The organism is Pseudomonas sp. NBRC 100443 (assembly GCF_030268185.1).
GTDB lineage: Bacteria > Pseudomonadota > Gammaproteobacteria > Pseudomonadales > Pseudomonadaceae > Pseudomonas > Pseudomonas citronellolis.
On the sequence record NZ_BSQE01000028.1, the window covers coordinates 70,096 to 85,836 of the forward strand.

15 protein-coding genes are annotated in these 15,741 nt (G+C 66.3%); 5 read left to right on the top strand and 10 right to left on the bottom strand.

What is annotated here, in order from left to right; genetic code table 11:
- Position 1: 1 nt before the first annotated feature.
- The 6 genes from leuE to grpE form a co-directional block, all read right to left on the bottom strand.
- Positions 2–652 (bottom strand): leucine efflux protein LeuE, encoded by a 651-nt coding sequence (gene leuE, locus QSJ95_RS28155; protein ID WP_099049140.1) that lies wholly within the window; start codon positions 650–652, stop codon positions 2–4.
- A 26-nt stretch (positions 653–678) separates the two neighbouring features.
- Positions 679–1,815, bottom strand: a complete 1,137-nt coding sequence (gene carA, locus QSJ95_RS28160) for a glutamine-hydrolyzing carbamoyl-phosphate synthase small subunit (protein ID WP_285646860.1) — start codon at positions 1,813–1,815, stop codon at positions 679–681.
- A gap of 229 nt (positions 1,816–2,044) precedes the next feature.
- On the bottom strand, positions 2,045–2,851 hold the full coding sequence (gene dapB, locus QSJ95_RS28165) for a 4-hydroxy-tetrahydrodipicolinate reductase (protein ID WP_009613065.1): 807 nt from the start codon (positions 2,849–2,851) through the stop codon (positions 2,045–2,047).
- An 87-nt stretch (positions 2,852–2,938) separates the two neighbouring features.
- Positions 2,939–4,069, bottom strand: coding sequence for a molecular chaperone DnaJ (gene dnaJ / locus QSJ95_RS28170; protein ID WP_009613066.1), 1,131 nt, complete (start codon positions 4,067–4,069; stop codon positions 2,939–2,941).
- Between the two features lie 122 nt (positions 4,070–4,191).
- Positions 4,192–6,108, bottom strand: coding sequence for a molecular chaperone DnaK (dnaK, locus tag QSJ95_RS28175; protein ID WP_009613067.1), 1,917 nt, complete (start codon positions 6,106–6,108; stop codon positions 4,192–4,194).
- An 89-nt stretch (positions 6,109–6,197) separates the two neighbouring features.
- The gene (grpE, locus tag QSJ95_RS28180) at positions 6,198–6,761 is read right to left on the bottom strand and encodes a nucleotide exchange factor GrpE (protein WP_009613068.1); all 564 of its coding nucleotides are present in this window, start codon (positions 6,759–6,761) and stop codon (positions 6,198–6,200) included.
- A gap of 169 nt (positions 6,762–6,930) precedes the next feature.
- Between grpE and recN the strand changes: the two genes are divergently transcribed.
- On the top strand, positions 6,931–8,607 hold the full coding sequence (gene recN, locus QSJ95_RS28185) for a DNA repair protein RecN (RefSeq protein ID WP_285646864.1): 1,677 nt from the start codon (positions 6,931–6,933) through the stop codon (positions 8,605–8,607).
- A gap of 429 nt (positions 8,608–9,036) precedes the next feature.
- Here recN and fur read toward each other — a convergent pair whose 3' ends face one another.
- Entirely contained in the window at positions 9,037–9,441 is a 405-nt protein-coding gene (gene fur, locus QSJ95_RS28190) for a ferric iron uptake transcriptional regulator (protein ID WP_009613072.1), read from the bottom strand.
- A 96-nt stretch (positions 9,442–9,537) separates the two neighbouring features.
- On the opposite strand from fur, the gene QSJ95_RS28195 reads away from it, so the two are divergent.
- Positions 9,538–10,071, top strand: a complete 534-nt coding sequence (locus QSJ95_RS28195) for an outer membrane protein assembly factor BamE (RefSeq protein ID WP_043268997.1) — start codon at positions 9,538–9,540, stop codon at positions 10,069–10,071.
- A gap of 60 nt (positions 10,072–10,131) precedes the next feature.
- Here QSJ95_RS28195 and QSJ95_RS28200 read toward each other — a convergent pair whose 3' ends face one another.
- Both QSJ95_RS28200 and QSJ95_RS28205 read right to left on the bottom strand, forming a co-directional pair.
- Positions 10,132–10,440, bottom strand: a complete 309-nt coding sequence (locus QSJ95_RS28200; RefSeq protein ID WP_069863292.1) for an RnfH family protein — start codon at positions 10,438–10,440, stop codon at positions 10,132–10,134.
- Complete coding sequence (locus QSJ95_RS28205; protein WP_043268992.1) at positions 10,433–10,867, bottom strand: type II toxin-antitoxin system RatA family toxin; 435 nt, start codon at positions 10,865–10,867, stop codon at positions 10,433–10,435. The genes QSJ95_RS28200 and QSJ95_RS28205 overlap by 8 nt, the downstream gene beginning before the upstream one ends.
- 172 nt (positions 10,868–11,039) lie before the next feature.
- Between QSJ95_RS28205 and smpB the strand changes: the two genes are divergently transcribed.
- Positions 11,040–11,519, top strand: coding sequence for an SsrA-binding protein SmpB (gene smpB / locus QSJ95_RS28210; protein ID WP_043268990.1), 480 nt, complete (start codon positions 11,040–11,042; stop codon positions 11,517–11,519).
- Between the two features lie 150 nt (positions 11,520–11,669).
- Here the strand turns inward: smpB and QSJ95_RS28215 are convergent, their stop codons facing one another.
- The gene (locus QSJ95_RS28215; protein ID WP_009613080.1) at positions 11,670–12,434 is read right to left on the bottom strand and encodes an FCD domain-containing protein; all 765 of its coding nucleotides are present in this window, start codon (positions 12,432–12,434) and stop codon (positions 11,670–11,672) included.
- A gap of 318 nt (positions 12,435–12,752) precedes the next feature.
- Between QSJ95_RS28215 and QSJ95_RS28220 the strand changes: the two genes are divergently transcribed.
- Positions 12,753–14,429: a lactate permease LctP family transporter gene (locus tag QSJ95_RS28220; RefSeq protein WP_269962322.1), complete on the top strand. Its 1,677-nt coding sequence runs from the start codon at positions 12,753–12,755 to the stop codon at positions 14,427–14,429.
- 70 nt (positions 14,430–14,499) lie between these two features.
- Positions 14,500–15,645 (top strand): FMN-dependent L-lactate dehydrogenase LldD, encoded by a 1,146-nt coding sequence (lldD, locus tag QSJ95_RS28225; protein WP_043318588.1) that lies wholly within the window; start codon positions 14,500–14,502, stop codon positions 15,643–15,645.
- The last annotated feature ends 96 nt before the right edge of the window (positions 15,646–15,741 follow it).

Consider the following 15,741-nt stretch of genomic DNA (forward strand, 5'->3'; position numbering starts at 1 on the left):
TTCAGGAAAGGGTTGCGCTGGCCAGCTTCACGCCGAAGCCGACGAACAGGGCGCCGACGCCGCTCGAGGCGCCGGCCGCCAGTCGTTGCCGGCGGCGGAACCAGGCCGCCAGGCGCACACCGGAAAAGATCAGGAAGCTGAGGTAGAGGGCGCTGATGACCTCGAGGATCGTGCCCAGCACCAGGAACGACACGCCGGGGTAGGCATAGCCCGGGTCGACGAACTGGATGAAGAAGGACACGAAGAAGAGGATCGCCTTGGGGTTCGACAGGCTCAGCAGCAGCGCCTTGCGGAACGGCTGGGCGACGTCCACTTCCTTCGCCGGGGCGGCCTGTTCCAGCGGCTGGCGCAGCTTCTGCAAGCCGCCGCGGAGCATGCCCAGGCCCAGGTAGAACAGGTAGGCGGCGCCGGCGTACTTCAGGCCGAGGAACAGCACCGGCTCGGCCTTGAGCAGCGAGGCGATGCCCAGGGCCGAGAGCAGCATCAGGATGGCATCGCCCAGGAACACCGCGCTGGCCGCCCGGTAGCCGGCGCCGACGCCACGCTGGGCGGCGGTGGCCAGCACGAACAGCGAGTTCGGGCCCGGCAGCAGGACGATGAACAGCGTACCCAGGACGTAGGTCCACAGGTCGGTGATTCCCAGGGTCGGCATCATCTTCGCTTACCTCTTCGCAGCTCTCAGCGACGCTCGGCCATGGCCGAGATGAAACGGTCGAACAGCGGCGCCACGTCGTGCGGGCCGGGGCTGGCTTCCGGGTGGCCCTGGAAGCTGAAGGCCACCTTGTCGGTGCGCTCGATGCCCTGCAGGGTGCCGTCGAACAGCGACTTGTGGGTGGCGCGCAGATTGCCCGGCAGGGTTTCCTCGTCCACCGCGAAGCCGTGGTTCTGGCTGGTGATCATCACCACGCCGGTATCCAGGTCCTGCACCGGGTGGTTGGCGCCGTGGTGGCCGTGGCCCATCTTCATGGTCCTGGCGCCCGACGCCAGGGCCAGCAGTTGGTGACCGAGGCAGATGCCGAAGACCGGGATCTCGGTGTCGAGGAACTCGCGGATGGCCTGGATGGCGTAGTCGCACGGCTCGGGGTCGCCGGGGCCGTTGGAGAGGAAGATGCCGTCCGGGTTCAGCGCCAGCACTTCGCTGGCCGGGGTCTGCGCCGGCACCACGGTCAGGCGGCAGCCGCGGGCCACCAGCATGCGCAGGATGTTCAGCTTGACGCCGAAGTCGTAGGCGACCACGTGGTAGGGCAGCTCGGCGGCGGGGATTTCCGGGTGGCTGTCGGTTTCCAGGTTCCACACGCTGGAGCGCCACTCGTAGCGCTCGGTGGAAGACACCACCTTGGCCAGGTCCATGCCTTTCAGGCCCGGGAAGGAACGCGCCAGCTCCAGCGCCTTCTCCTCGGTGGCGTCGTCGCCGGCGAGGATGCAGCCGTTCTGCGAGCCCTTCTCGCGCAGGATGCGCGTCAGGCGGCGGGTGTCGATGCCGGCGATGGCGACGGTGCCGTTTTCCTTCAGGTAGTCGGGCAGCGACTGCTTGTTGCGCCAGCTGCTGGCCAGCAGCGGCAGGTCGCGGATGATCAGGCCGGCGGCCCAGACGCGGTTGGCTTCGGCGTCTTCCGGGGTGGTCCCGGTGTTGCCGATGTGCGGATAGGTCAGGGTGACGATCTGCTGGGCATAGGAAGGATCGGTAAGGATTTCCTGGTAGCCGGTCATGGCGGTGTTGAACACCACCTCGCCGACGGTCTGGCCGTCGGCACCGATGGCTTCACCGCGAAAAATGCTGCCGTCGGCAAGTGCAAGTATGGCTGGCTTAGTCAAGAAGACCTCCCGTGAATCAAGCCTGGCTGGGCGTGCGCAGGTTGTAAAAAAGCGGGATGACATCAGAAGAGGTCATCCCGCTTTTTATATGGTTCATGCTGCGCTGCTTTTAGTGGACACACTAAATCTGTAGTTTACAGAAACGCGACATAATGGTCCACCTTTTGCACGACGCGTAACGCTACCGCTGGGTCATTTTTGCCCCGTCATGCCGACGCGCGGCAGGCGCTCAGCGCAGCCCGAGCACGTCCTGCATGTCGTACAGGCCGCTGCCCTGCCCTTCCAGCCACAGCGCCGCACGCACCGCGCCGCGGGCGAAGGTCATGCGGCTGGAGGCCTTGTGGGTGATCTCCACGCGCTCGCCCTCGGCGGCGAACAGCACGGTGTGGTCGCCCACCACGTCGCCGGCGCGCACGGTGGCGAAACCGATGGTCTCGCGCTCGCGGGCGCCGGTCTGGCCCTCGCGACCGTAGACCGCCACTTTCTCCAGATCACGCCCCAGGGCATTGGCCACCACCTCGCCCATGCGCAAGGCGGTGCCGGACGGCGCGTCGACCTTGTGCCGGTGGTGGGCTTCGATGATCTCGATGTCCACTTCGTCGCCCAGCACGCGGGCAGCGGTGTCCAGCAGCTTCAGGCAGAGGTTCACGCCGACGCTGTAGTTGGCGGCGAAGACGATCGGAATATCCTTGGCGGCCTCGGCCAGCAGGGCCTTCTCTTCCACGGAGAAACCGGTGGTGCCGATGACCATGGCCTTGCCGGCCTTGCGGCAGACTTCCAGGTTCTTCAGGGTCACGGTGGGATGGGTGAAGTCGATCAGCACGTCGAACTCGTCGACCACCTTCGCCAGGTCGCCCGACAGCGGCACGCCGATGCGCCCCAGGCCGGCCAGTTCACCGGCGTCGGCGCCCACCAGGGTGCTGTCCGGGCGATCGATGGCGGCAGTCAGGCCGGCGCTGCCGTTGGTCTGCTGCACCGCCTCGATCAGGTTCTTGCCCATGCGCCCGGCGGCGCCCATTACGGCTATACGTCGCATAACAGAAAGCTCCAAGCTGGAAGCCAGAAGCCGGAAGCCCGAGCCGGCCCGCTTCAAGCCTCCAGCTTCGAGCTTCCAGCCCATCACTTATAAATCGTCGAAGAAGCGCTTCATGCCTTCGAACCAGCCACTGGCGCGGGGCGAGTGGGAGGTGTCGCCCTGCAGGCTGCTGCGGAACTCCTCGAGCAGTTCGCGCTGGCGCTTGTCCAGGTTCACCGGGGTCTCGACCACCACGCGGCACATCAGGTCGCCGGCGCCACCGCCGCGCACCGGGGCCACGCCCTTGCCGCGCAGGCGGAACAGCTTGCCGGTCTGGGTGCCTTCCGGGATCTTCAGCTTCACCCGGCCATCCAGCGTCGGCACTTCCAGCTCGCCGCCCAGGGCGGCGTCGGCGAAGCTGATCGGCACTTCGCAGTACAGGTGCTTGCCGTCGCGCTGGAAGATGTCGTGCTCGCGCACGTTGACCACCACGTAGAGGTCGCCCGCCGGGCCGCCATGGGCCCCGGCCTCGCCCTCGCCGGTGAGGCGGATGCGGTCGCCGGTGTCGACGCCGGCCGGCACCTTGACCGACAGCGTCTTCTGCTCTTCCACGCGGCCCTGGCCATGGCAGGTGCCACAGGGGTCGCTGATCATCTTGCCGCTGCCATGGCAGCGCGGGCAGGTCTGCTGCACCGAGAAGAAGCCCTGCTGCATGCGCACCTGGCCGATGCCGCCGCAGGTGGTGCAGGTGACCGGCGAGGTGCCGGGCTTGGCGCCGCTGCCGCTGCAGGTCTTGCAGCCGACCAGGGTCGGCACGCGGATGGTCACAGTGGTGCCGCGGACCGCGTCTTCCAGGTCCAGGTCCAGGGTGTAGCGCAGGTCGGCGCCGCGCTGCGGGCCGCCGCGGCCGCCACGGCCACCGCCGCCGCCACCGAAGAAGTCGCTGAAGACGTCGCCGAAGATGTCCGAGAAGCTCGCGCCGCCGAAGCCGGCGCCACCGCCGCCCATCTGCGGGTCGACGCCGGCGTGGCCGTACTGATCGTAGGCCGCGCGCCTGCTGGCGTCGGACAGGATCTCGTACGCCTCGTTGGCCTCCTTGAATTTATCCTCGGCTTCCTTGTCGCCGGGATTGCGGTCCGGGTGGTACTTCATGGCCAGCCGGCGGTAGGCCTTCTTCAGGTCCGACTCGCTGGCGCCACGCTCGACACCCAGTACCTCGTAGAAATCACGTTTGGCCATAAATTCTTTGCACCTTGAAAACCTCTCCCCCAGACACGCCGACGCGGGAGCAAGCCCCCGCGTGACGTTTCATGCGCACCGACACGCTGGTCGGTGCGCCGGAGCGCAAGCTTGCACGAGGCTTACTTGTTCTCCTTGACCTCTTCGAACTCGGCGTCGACCACGTCGTCGCCGGCCTTGTGGTCAGCATCGCCGGACTGGGCTTCGGCGCCCGGCTGCGGTTGCTCGGCGTACATCTTCTGCGCCAGCGGGGTGGACGCCTGGGACAGCGCGTTCATCTTCGCTTCGATCTCGGCCTTGTCGTCGCCCTTCACGGCGGCTTCCAGGTCGGCCAGCGCCTTCTCGATGGCAGCCTTCTCCTCGGCGGTGGCCTTGTCGCCAGCCTCGGTAACCATCTTGCGAGTCGCGTGGACCAGCGCATCGCCCTGGTTGCGGGCGGCGGCCAGTTCCTCGAACTTGCGGTCTTCCTCGGCGTTGGCCTCGGCATCGCGCACCATCTGCTGGATCTCGTCCTCGGACAGGCCCGAAGAGGCCTTGATCACGATGGACTGCTGCTTGCCGGTAGCCTTGTCCTTGGCGGACACGTGCAGGATGCCGTTGGCGTCGATGTCGAAGGTCACTTCGATCTGCGGCACGCCGCGCGGCGCCGGCGGGATATCGGCCAGGTCGAACTTGCCCAGGGACTTGTTCTGCGCGGCCTGCTTGCGCTCGCCCTGCAGCACGTGGATGGTCACGGCGCCCTGGTTGTCGTCGGCGGTGGAGAACACCTGCGACTTCTTGGTCGGGATGGTGGTGTTCTTGTCGATCAGCGCGGTCATCACGCCACCCAGGGTCTCGATGCCCAGGGTCAGCGGGGTGACGTCGAGCAGCAGCACGTCCTTGACGTCGCCGGCCAGCACGGCGCCCTGGATGGCGGCACCCATGGCCACGGCTTCGTCCGGGTTGACGTCCTTGCGCGCTTCCTTGCCGAAGAACTCGGCGACGGTCTTCTGCACCAGCGGCATGCGGGTCTGGCCGCCGACGAGGATCACTTCGTCGATCTTCGACACGTCCAGGCCGGCGTCCTTCAGGGCCACGCGGCAGGGCTCGATGGTGCGCTGCACCAGGTCTTCCACCAGGGACTCCAGCTTGGCGCGGGACACCTTGACGTTCAGGTGTTTCGGGCCGCTGGCGTCGGCGGTGATGTACGGCAGGTTGACGTCGGTCTGCTGGGTCGAGGACAGCTCGATCTTGGCCTTCTCGGCAGCCTCTTTCAGGCGCTGCATGGCCAGCGGGTCGCCCTTGAGGTCCATGCCGGTCTCTTTCTTGAACTCGTCGACGAGGTAGTCGATCAGGCGCAGGTCGAAGTCTTCGCCACCGAGGAAGGTGTCGCCGTTGGTGGCCAGCACTTCGAACTGGTGCTCGCCGTCGACTTCGGCGATCTCGATCACCGAGACGTCGAAGGTACCGCCGCCCAGGTCGTAGACGATGATGGTGTGGTCGCCCTTGGCCTTGTCCAGACCGTAGGCCAGCGCAGCCGCGGTCGGCTCGTTGATGATGCGCTTGACGTCCAGGCCGGCGATGCGGCCGGCGTCCTTGGTGGCCTGGCGCTGGCTGTCGTTGAAGTAGGCCGGCACGGTGATGACCGCTTCGGTGACCGGCTCGCCCAGGTAGTCCTCGGCGGTCTTCTTCATCTTCTTCAGGACTTCGGCGGAAACCTGCGGCGGGGCCATCTTCTGGCCCTTGGCTTCGACCCAGGCGTCGCCGTTGTCAGCCTTGACGATGCTGTACGGCACCATCTTGATGTCTTTCTGCACGACGTCTTCTTCGAAGCGACGGCCGATCAGGCGCTTCACCGCGTACAGGGTGTTCTTCGGGTTGGTGACAGCCTGGCGCTTGGCCGGCTGGCCGACCAGGATCTCGCCGTCGTTGGCGTAGCCGATGATCGACGGGGTGGTGCGAGCGCCTTCGGCGTTCTCGATCACCTTGACGCTGCCGTTTTCCAGGATGGAGACGCAGGAGTTGGTGGTCCCCAGGTCGATACCAATGATTTTGCCCATATTCACTCTCCAGAAATTAGATTCCGTGCTGATCCCGCTGCGGACCTTGTGCTCGGTTGATTACCCAGATGGGGACCGGGTGGCGGATTTCAAGCCTTCTCGTCGATCGAAGGCGGGGTTTGCTCGGGTGCCTTGCTGACCACGACCATGGCCGGGCGCAGCAGGCGACCGTTGAGCAGGTAGCCCTTCTGGAACACCTTGACCACGCTGCCGGGCTCCAGGTGAACGCTCTCCTCCATCGCCATCGCCTGGTGGTGCTCGGGGTTGAACGGCTCGCCGTGGGGGTCGACCGGCTCCAGGTTGTAGCGCTTGAGGGTGTCGTGGAACATCTTGAGGGTCAGCTCGATGCCTTCGCGCATCGGCTTGATCGCCTCGTCGTCCGGGCTGGACATCTCCAGCGCGCGCTCCAGGGTGTCGACCACCGGCAGCAGGTCGCCGGAGAACTTCTCCAGGGCGAACTTGTGCGCCTTCTCGATATCCTGTTCGGCGCGACGGCGCACGTTCTGCAGCTCGGCGGCGACGCGCAGGCTCTGGTCCTTGGCCGCGGCCAGCTGTTCCTCGAGGTCCAGCACGCGGGCGTTCAGGTCGTCGCCGGCAACCTGTTCCGGCTGCTCGTTCAGGTGCGAATCCTGAGTCTGTTGCTCGTCAGACATGCCACTCTCCTAAAAAAGAAAAAGCCTTTGAAAACAAAGCGAACCCAATGGCTCGCGGCTCTGCCGGCTATATGGGGGCCATTTGCGCCGGTTCAAGGGGCGGGCGATGAATTGCCAGCGGCAAAAAATACTGTATAAATAAACAGACCTTTTCACCGGAGCCGCCTCCATGCTGGTTCATCTCTCCGTGCACAACTACGCCATCGTCGAGCACCTCGATCTCGAGCTCGCCGCCGGCATGACCGTGATCACCGGCGAGACCGGCGCCGGCAAGTCGATCATGCTCGACGCCCTCGGCCTGGCCCTGGGCGACCGCGCCGACAGCGGCGTGGTGCGCCCCGGCGCGGACAAGGCCGACATCCTCGCCAGCTTCGACGTCGGCGCCATCGCCGAGGCCCGCGACTGGCTCGCCGAGCGCGACCTGGAGCAGGACGGCCCGTGCATCCTGCGCCGGGTGATCACCGCCGAAGGCCGCTCGCGCGGCTACATCAACGGCACGCCCTGCACCCTGGGCGACCTCAAGGCCCTGGGCGAGCTGCTGATCGATATCCACAGCCAGCACGAGCACCAGTCGCTGCTCAAGGCCGACACCCACCGCCGCCTGCTCGACGAATACGCCGGCAGCCAGGACCTGGCGCGCCAGGTACAGCTGGCCGCGCAGCGCTGGAAACAGACGCACCACGAACTCGACCGCCTGTCGCGCAGCAGCGACGAACAGCGCGCCCGCCACCAGTTGCTCAGCTACCAGTTGGACGAACTGGAGAACCTGGCCCTGGGCGAGAACGAACTGGAGGCGCTGGAGGCCGAGCACAAGACCCTGAGCAACGCCGGCGCGCTGATCGGCGCCTGCCGCCAGGTGGTGGACATGTGCAGCGAAAGCGACGCCGGCAACGTGTTGTCGGTGCTGACCGCCAGCCTCAACCGCCTGACCGCCTTCCAGAGCCAGCCCGCGGCGCTGGCCGAGGCGGTCAACCTGCTGTCCAGCGCGCAGATCCAGGTAGAGGAAGCGGTGGGCGAGCTGAACCGTTTCGTCGACAACTTCGATGCCGACCCCAGCCGCCTGCAGCTACTGGAAGAACGCATGGACGCCATCTACAGCCTGGCCCGCAAGCACCGCGTGCAGCCCCACGACCTGCAAGCCCTGCAACAGCGCCTGCTGGAGGAACTGGAAGCGCTGAACGCCGACGACGAAGCCGCGGAACGCCTGGGCGAGGAACTGGCCGCCTACGAGCGCCATTACCAGGAAAAAGCCGCGGAACTCAGCGCCCTGCGCCGCCAGGCCGCCCCGCAGCTGGCCACCCTGGTGGAGACGGAAATGCAGCGCCTGGGCATGCCTGGCGGGCGCTTCGCCATCGAACTGAGCGACGCCCCCGCCGACGAGCCCCAGGCCAACGGCCTGGAGCAGCTGGAATTCCTGGTCAGCGCCAACCCCGGGCAGCCGCTCAAGGGCCTGGCGCGGGTCGCCTCCGGCGGCGAACTGTCGCGCATCAGCCTGGCCATCCAGGTGATCACCGCGCAAACATCGCGCACGCCCACCCTGGTCTTCGACGAAGTGGACGTCGGCATCGGCGGCCCCACCGCGGAAGTGGTCGGCCAACTGCTGCGCCGCCTGGGCGAAGGCGGCCAGGTGCTGACCGTCACCCACCTGCCGCAGGTCGCGGCCCAGGGCCACCAGCACCTGTTCGTGCACAAGGAACGCGGCAGCAGCGAAACCCGCACCGCGGTAGCCAACCTGAAGAAGGCCGAACGCATAGAAGAGATCGCCCGCATGCTCGGCGGCGTGGACATGACCAAGGAATCCCTGGCCCACGCCCGCAAGATGGTGGACCGGGCGCTGCAGGGCTGAAAAACCGCAAATCGCGCCGCGATGCGCGGCTATCGCGGACAAGGTCCGCTCCTACGGGGAAATGCCACGCCTCGGGCTGACTGTAGGAGCAGGCCCTGCCTGCGATTCGCGCGCAGGGCGCGCTCCTACAAGGGCACGGCGCATGGGCAACCTGTAGGAGCGGATCTCATCCGCGAATCGCGCCGAGACCTCCGACTATCGCGGACAAGGTCCGCTCCTACCGCATGAGCGAGCATGGCTTTTCGTAGGATGGTGTTGAGCGAAGCGATACCCATCACCACCACCGCATGGGTTTCGCAAGCTCAACCCATCCTACGAAAAGCGCCTCGGCGCAGACAGTTGCGCCTACGCGCCAATCTCACCTGAAATTCCCCTGAAAATGAAAACGGCGGCCCCAGGGCCGCCGTTTTCCGTTCGTTGCAAGGCTACTTATTTCTTCTTGCGCACGTACAGGACCAGGTTGTGGTCCACCAGCTCGAAGCCGCGCTCCTTGACGATTTCCTTCTGGCGCTTCTCGATCTCGCTGTCCATGAACTCGATGACCTCGCCGGTATCCACGCAGACCATGTGGTCGTGGTGGCCGCTGTCGGCCAGCTCGAACACGGCATGGCCGCCGTCGAAGTTGTGGCGCACCACCAGGCCGGCTGCCTCGAATTGGGTCAACACGCGGTACACGGTGGCCAGGCCGACATCCTCGCCAGCCTCCATCAGCGCCTTGTAGACGTCCTCGGCGCTCATGTGGCGTTGCTCGGCGGAATCGAGCATCTGCAGGATCTTGACGCGCGGCAGGGTGACTTTCAGGCCGGCCTTGCGCAGTTCGCTATTTTCAACCATGTGTGCTTTCTCGGCGCGGAATGCTTCGCAGCATCCTTCAATGCGGGTATGATCGGGGTTTCGTCGCCCAGCCAAGATAGTGGAAGTCACCCCCCGATGCAAAACACCAAGCTCATGCTGACCAGTCTCGCATTCGCAATGGGACTAGCCGCACTCGCCGGTTGTTCGTTCCCGGGGGTCTACAAGATCGACATCCAGCAAGGCAACGTCGTAACACAAGACATGATAGACCAACTGAAGCCGGGAATGACCCGTCGGCAGGTGCGTTTCATCATGGGCAACCCGCTGATCGTGGATACCTTCCACCCCGACCGCTGGGACTACCTGTACAGCATCCAGCCCGGCGGCGGCCAGCGCCAGCAGGAGCGCGTCAGCCTGATGTTCAACGGCAACGACCAGTTGATCGGCCTGAACGGCGACTTCCGCCCGGGCGTCAGCCGCGACGAGGCCATCCTCGGCAAGGAATCCACCCCGGCCTCGCCCGAGCAGCCGCAACAGCAGAAGCCGGAGCAGCCCAAGGAAGAGCCGGCCAAGCCGGGCTCGGTGGAAGAACAGCTGCAGCGCGAAGTCGACGAGGCCAAGCCGGTCGCCGTGCCCACGCCGGAACCGCTGGAAACCAATCCGCAGTAATCGGCACATCCATGAAAAAGCCCGGCATCGACCGGGCTTTTTCATGTCCGCGTGTTTCGCTCAGCGCTTGCCCGCCCTGGCGCGGGCGGCGCGCTGCTTGCGCACTTCCTTGGGGTCGGCGATCAGCGGCCGGTAGATTTCCACCCGCTCGCCCTCCTCCAGCACCCGGCCGTCCGGATCGGCGACCGCCTTGCCGAAGATGCCCAGCGGGCTGTCGAGCACGTCCAGCTCGGGGAACTGCGCAGCGATGCCGGACAACCTCACCGCTTCGCGCACCCGCGTGCCGTAGGGCACGCTCAGGCGCAGCAGGCGCTGGCGCTCGGGCAGCGCGCAGACCACCTCGATGGCGATGCTGCGCTTATCAGCCATACAGCTGCTTGGCGCGCTGGCAGAAGGCGTCGACCATGGTGTTGGCCGCCTGGGTGAACAGCGGCCCGAGGGTCGCCTTGACCAGGGCGCCGGCGTAATCGAAGGTCAGGTCCAGGGTGATCTTGCAGGCCTTGTCGCCCAGGGCCTTGAAGGTCCACACGCCGTGCAGCTCGGAGAACGGGCCGTCCTCGAGGTTCATCTCGATGCTCTGCCCGGGCACCAGCACGTTGCGCGTGCTGAAGCGCTGCGACAGGTTGCCCTTGGCCACACTGAGCTCGGCGCGCATCGCCGTTTCGCTTTCCTCCAGCACCTTGCTCGCCGAGCACCAGGGCAGGAACTCCGGGTAGCGCGCCACATCGTTGACCAGGTCGTACAGCGCCTTCGCGGGATAGGGCAGCAGGGCCGAACGCTGGATATGCGTGCTCATAGGGGTCTCGCTTCTTCAGTGGCGGACGCCGGCGAACCGGCCTCCAACGGTACGAAAAACAGCGCGCATTCTCCGAGATTAGCCACCCACCCTCAAGCGCGCATCCCGCCGCACCCGGAATTGGTCGTCCCCGATGGCGGCGCGACGAGCGACTCCCTATAATGCGCGGCCTATGGCTAAACAGAAGAAACACCCCCAGGGGACCATCGCGCAGAACAAGAAGGCTCTGCACGACTACTTCATCGAGCAACGCTTCGAGGCGGGCATCGCCCTGGCCGGCTGGGAGGTCAAGAGCCTGCGCGCCGGCAAGGCCCAGCTGGTCGACAGCTACGTCCTGCTCAAGGACGGCGAGGCCTGGCTGCTGGGCAGCCACATCACCCCGCTGACCACTGCCAGCACCCACGTGATCGCCGACCCGGTGCGCACGCGCAAGCTGCTGCTGCACAAGCGCGAGCTGGGCAAGCTGTTCGGCGCGGTGCAGCAGAAGGGCTACGCCTGCGTGGCGCTGTCGATGTACTGGAAGAAGCACCTGATCAAGTGCGAGATCGCGCTGGCCAAGGGCAAGAAGGAATACGACAAGCGCGACACCGAGAAGGAACGCGATTCCAATCGCGAGATCCAGCGCGCCATGCGGCACGGCAAGGACGACTGACGCCAGGCTTTTCGTAGGATGGGTGGAGCGAAGCGATACCCATCGCCATGACCGCATGGGTTTCGCCAAGGCTCAACCCATCCTACGAAGCTGACGCCAGCCCCCGCTTTTCGTAGGAGCGAGCTTGCTCGCTCCTGCAGGTTCCTGCCGTCAAACCCCCAGCCTGCGCTGCGCCCGCTCCAGGCGCCGCACTTCGTCCTGTGCCTCCTCCAGCACTTCCCGCACATAGGAAATGTGCCGGTGGGAAATCTCCCGCGCCTCTTCCGCCCGGCCCTGCATGATCGCGTCGTACAGCTCGCGGTGCTGGCTCATCAGTTGCTCGCGGGTTTCCGTGCGCTGGGCGTACATGCCGCCGATGTTGGTCACCACGTTGTGCTTGAGCAGGTCGAACAGGCCGCGGATGGTGTGCAGCAGCACGGTGTTGTGGCTGGCCTCGGCGATGGCCAGGTGGAAGCTGGCGTCGGCCGCCCCCTCCTCCTCGCTGACCTTGTCGTTGCGCTGATAGCAGGCCTGCAGCGTCTCGAAGGCGCTGGTCAGGCGCTGGTGGTCCACCTCGGTGGCGCGCAGCGCGGCGTAGTAGGCGCAGGAGCCTTCCAGGGTGTGGCGGAACTCCAGCAGGTCGCGCTGCGCCTCGGGGTTGCTCTCCAGCAGGTGCAGCAACGGGTCGCTGAAGGTCGAGCCCAGGGACTGCGCGACATAGTTGCCGCCGCCCTGGCGGCTGACCAGCAGCCCCTTGGCCACCAGCTTCTGGATCGCCTCGCGCAGCGAAGGCCGCGACACGCCGAACTGCTCGGCCAGCACCCGCTCGGCCGGCAGGCGTTCGCCCGCCTTCAGCGTGCCCTCGAGGATCATCGCCTCCAGACGCTCGACGATATCGTCCGACAAGCGGCGCTGCCGTACCTGATTGAAAGCCATCTTTTCCCCACCTCTCGGCCCGCCTGGCGGAAGGCCCCGTTTCGCAGGGGCGGCAGCCTAACCAGCGGCACCCGACACAACAAGCCCGACGATCGCCGGGATCGCCCGGTCCGACAAAAGTTGTAGCGCCGCAAATTGACAGCCTACAGGGATGCTTTTACTCTGAGCGCTCGCTTTTGTAAATTGGTATTACCAATTTTCGCGAGATCCGCCGAGACGGTCGTCCGCCTGCCGCCAACCCCGCCCGGGGCGGCGCCAAACCCACGACACGGCGCAAGACTAGACTCCAATCAAAAAACAATTAGGAGCCAAAACAGCATGCAAACCTGGCAGCAGATCTATACCCCGCTCGGCAGCCTCGGCCTGTCCGCGCTGGTCGCCGTGATCCCGATCGTCTTCTTCTTCCTGGCGCTGGCCGTGTTCCGCCTCAAGGGCCACGTCGCCGGCACCATCACCCTGATCCTCTCCATCGTCGTCGCCATCGCCGCCTACGGCATGCCGGTCGGCAAGGCCCTGGGCGCCGCGTTCTACGGCTTCCTCTACGGCCTCTGGCCGATCGCCTGGATCATCGTCGCGGCGGTGTTCCTGTACAAACTGACGGTCAAGAGCGGGCAGTTCGAGATCATCCGCAGCTCGGTCCTGTCGATCACTTCCGACCAACGCCTGCAGGTGCTGCTGATCGGCTTCTCCTTCGGCGCCTTCCTCGAAGGCGCGGCCGGCTTCGGCGCGCCGGTGGCGATCACCGCCGCCCTGCTCGTCGGCCTGGGCTTCAACCCGCTGTACGCCGCCGGCCTGTGCCTGATCGCCAACACCGCGCCGGTGGCCTTCGGCGCCCTGGGCATTCCGATCATCGTCGCCGGCCAGGTCTCGGGCATCGACGCCTTCAAGATCGGCGCCATGGCCGGCCGCCAGCTGCCGCTGCTGTCGCTGCTGGTGCCGTTCTGGCTGGTGTTCATGATGGACGGCTTCAAGGGCGTGAAGGAAACCTGGCCGGCCGCGCTGGTCGCCGGCGGCAGCTTCGCCGTCAGCCAGTACTTCACCTCCAACTTCATCGGCCCGGAACTGCCGGACATCACCTCCGCGCTGATCAGCCTGGTGTGCCTGACCCTGTTCCTGAAAGTCTGGCAACCGGCCAACGCCGTCGAAGTGGTCGGCGTCTCCGGCGGCGCAGCCGTGGTCGGCGGCGGCAACGCGCCGCGCTCCGAACCCTCGCCCTACAGCACCGGCGAGATCATCAAGGCCTGGTCGCCGTTCCTGGTGCTCACCGTGCTGGTCACCATCTGGACGCTGAAGCCGTTCAAGGCCATGTTCCTGCCCGGCGGCGCGCTCTACAGCCTGGTGTTCAACTTCCCGATCCCGGGCCTGGACCAACTGGTGTTCAAGGGCCCGCCGATCGCTGCCGCCGCCACCGCGCTGCCGGCCGTGTTCAAGTTCGACCCGCTGGCCGCCACCGGCACCGCGATCCTGATCTCCGCGATCGTCTCGATGTTCATCCTGCGCATCGCCGCGAAAACTGGTCTGACCACTTTCAAGGAAACCCTGGTCGAGCTGAAGTGGCCGGTGCTGTCCATCGGCATGGTGCTGGCCTTCGCCTTCGTCACCAACTTCTCCGGCATGTCCACCACCCTGGCCCTGGTCCTGGCCGGCACCGGCGCGGCCTTCCCGTTCTTCTCGCCGTTCCTCGGCTGGCTGGGCGTGTTCCTGACCGGCTCGGACACCTCGTCCAACGCGCTGTTCGGCGCCCTGCAGGGCACCACCGCGCACCAGATCGGCGTCAACGACACCCTGCTGGTGGCCGCCAACACCACCGGCGGTGTGACCGGCAAGATGATCTCGCCGCAATCCATCGCCGTGGCCTGCGCCGCCACCGGCATGGTCGGCAAGGAATCCGACCTGTTCCGCTTCACCCTGAAGCACAGCCTGCTGTTCGCCGCGGTGATCGGCGTGATCACCCTGCTGCAGGCCTATGTCTTCACCGGCATGCTCGTTCACTAAGCTGTACCTGCCGGGTCCCAGCGCTACGGGGCCCGGCCTTCACCGTCCACCCCAACCGGTGCCCTGCCAGATGATCATTTCCGCCTCCACCGACTACCGCGCCGCGGCCCAACGCAAGATTCCGCCCTTCCTGTTCCACTACGCCGACGGCGGCGCCTACGCCGAGCACACCCTGCGCCGCAACGTGGCGGACCTGTCGGACATCGCCCTGCGCCAGCGCGTGCTGAAGAACATGTCCGAGCTGAGCCTGGAAACCAAACTGTTCAACGAGACCCTGGCGATGCCGGTGGCCCTGGCCCCGGTCGGCCTGACCGGCATGTACGCCCGCCGCGGCGAAGTGCAGGCAGCGCGCGCCGCGGCCTCCAAGGGTGTGCCCTTCACCCTGTCGACCGTCTCGGTGTGCCCGATCGAGGAAGTGGCGCCGGCCATCGACCGGCCCATGTGGTTCCAGCTCTACGTGCTGAAGGACCGCGGCTTCATGAAGAACGCCCTGGAGCGGGCCAAGGCCGCCGGCTGCTCGACCCTGGTGTTCACCGTGGACATGCCGGTGCCCGGCGCCCGCTACCGCGACGCGCACTCCGGCATGAGCGGCCCGAACGCACCCATGCGGCGCATGTGGCAGGCCATGACCCACCCGCAGTGGGCGCTGGACGTGGGCCTGCTGGGCCGCCCGCATGACCTGGGCAACATCTCCAAATACCGCGGCAACCCCACGGGCCTGGCCGACTACATCGGCTGGCTGGGCGCCAACTTCGACCCGTCGATTTCCTGGAAGGACCTGGAGTGGATCCGCGACTTCTGGGAAGGCCCGATGGTGATCAAGGGCATCCTCGACCCCGAGGACGCCAAGGACGCGGTGAAATTCGGCGCCGACGGCATCGTCGTCTCCAACCACGGCGGCCGCCAGCTCGACGGCGTGCTGTCCAGCGCCCGCGCCCTGCCGGCCATCGCCGACGCGGTGAAGGGCGACCTGACCATCCTCGCCGACTCCGGCATCCGCAACGGCCTGGACGTGGTGCGCATGATCGCCCTGGGCGCCGACAGCGTGCTGCTCGGCCGCGCCTTCCTCTACGCCCTGGCGGTGGATGGCGAGGCCGGCGTGCGCAACCTGCTGGAGCTGATCGAGAAGGAAATGCGCGTGGCCATGGTGCTCACCGGCGCCAAGTCGATCGGCGAAATCACCCGCGATTCGCTGGTGCGCGAACTCGGCGCCTGAGAGCGCCCCCTGTAGGAGCGAGCTTGCTCGCGAACCTGCCCGGCTCCGAGCCCGCCGGGTTCGCGAGCCAGCTCGCTCCTGCAAAATCAAAAGAAC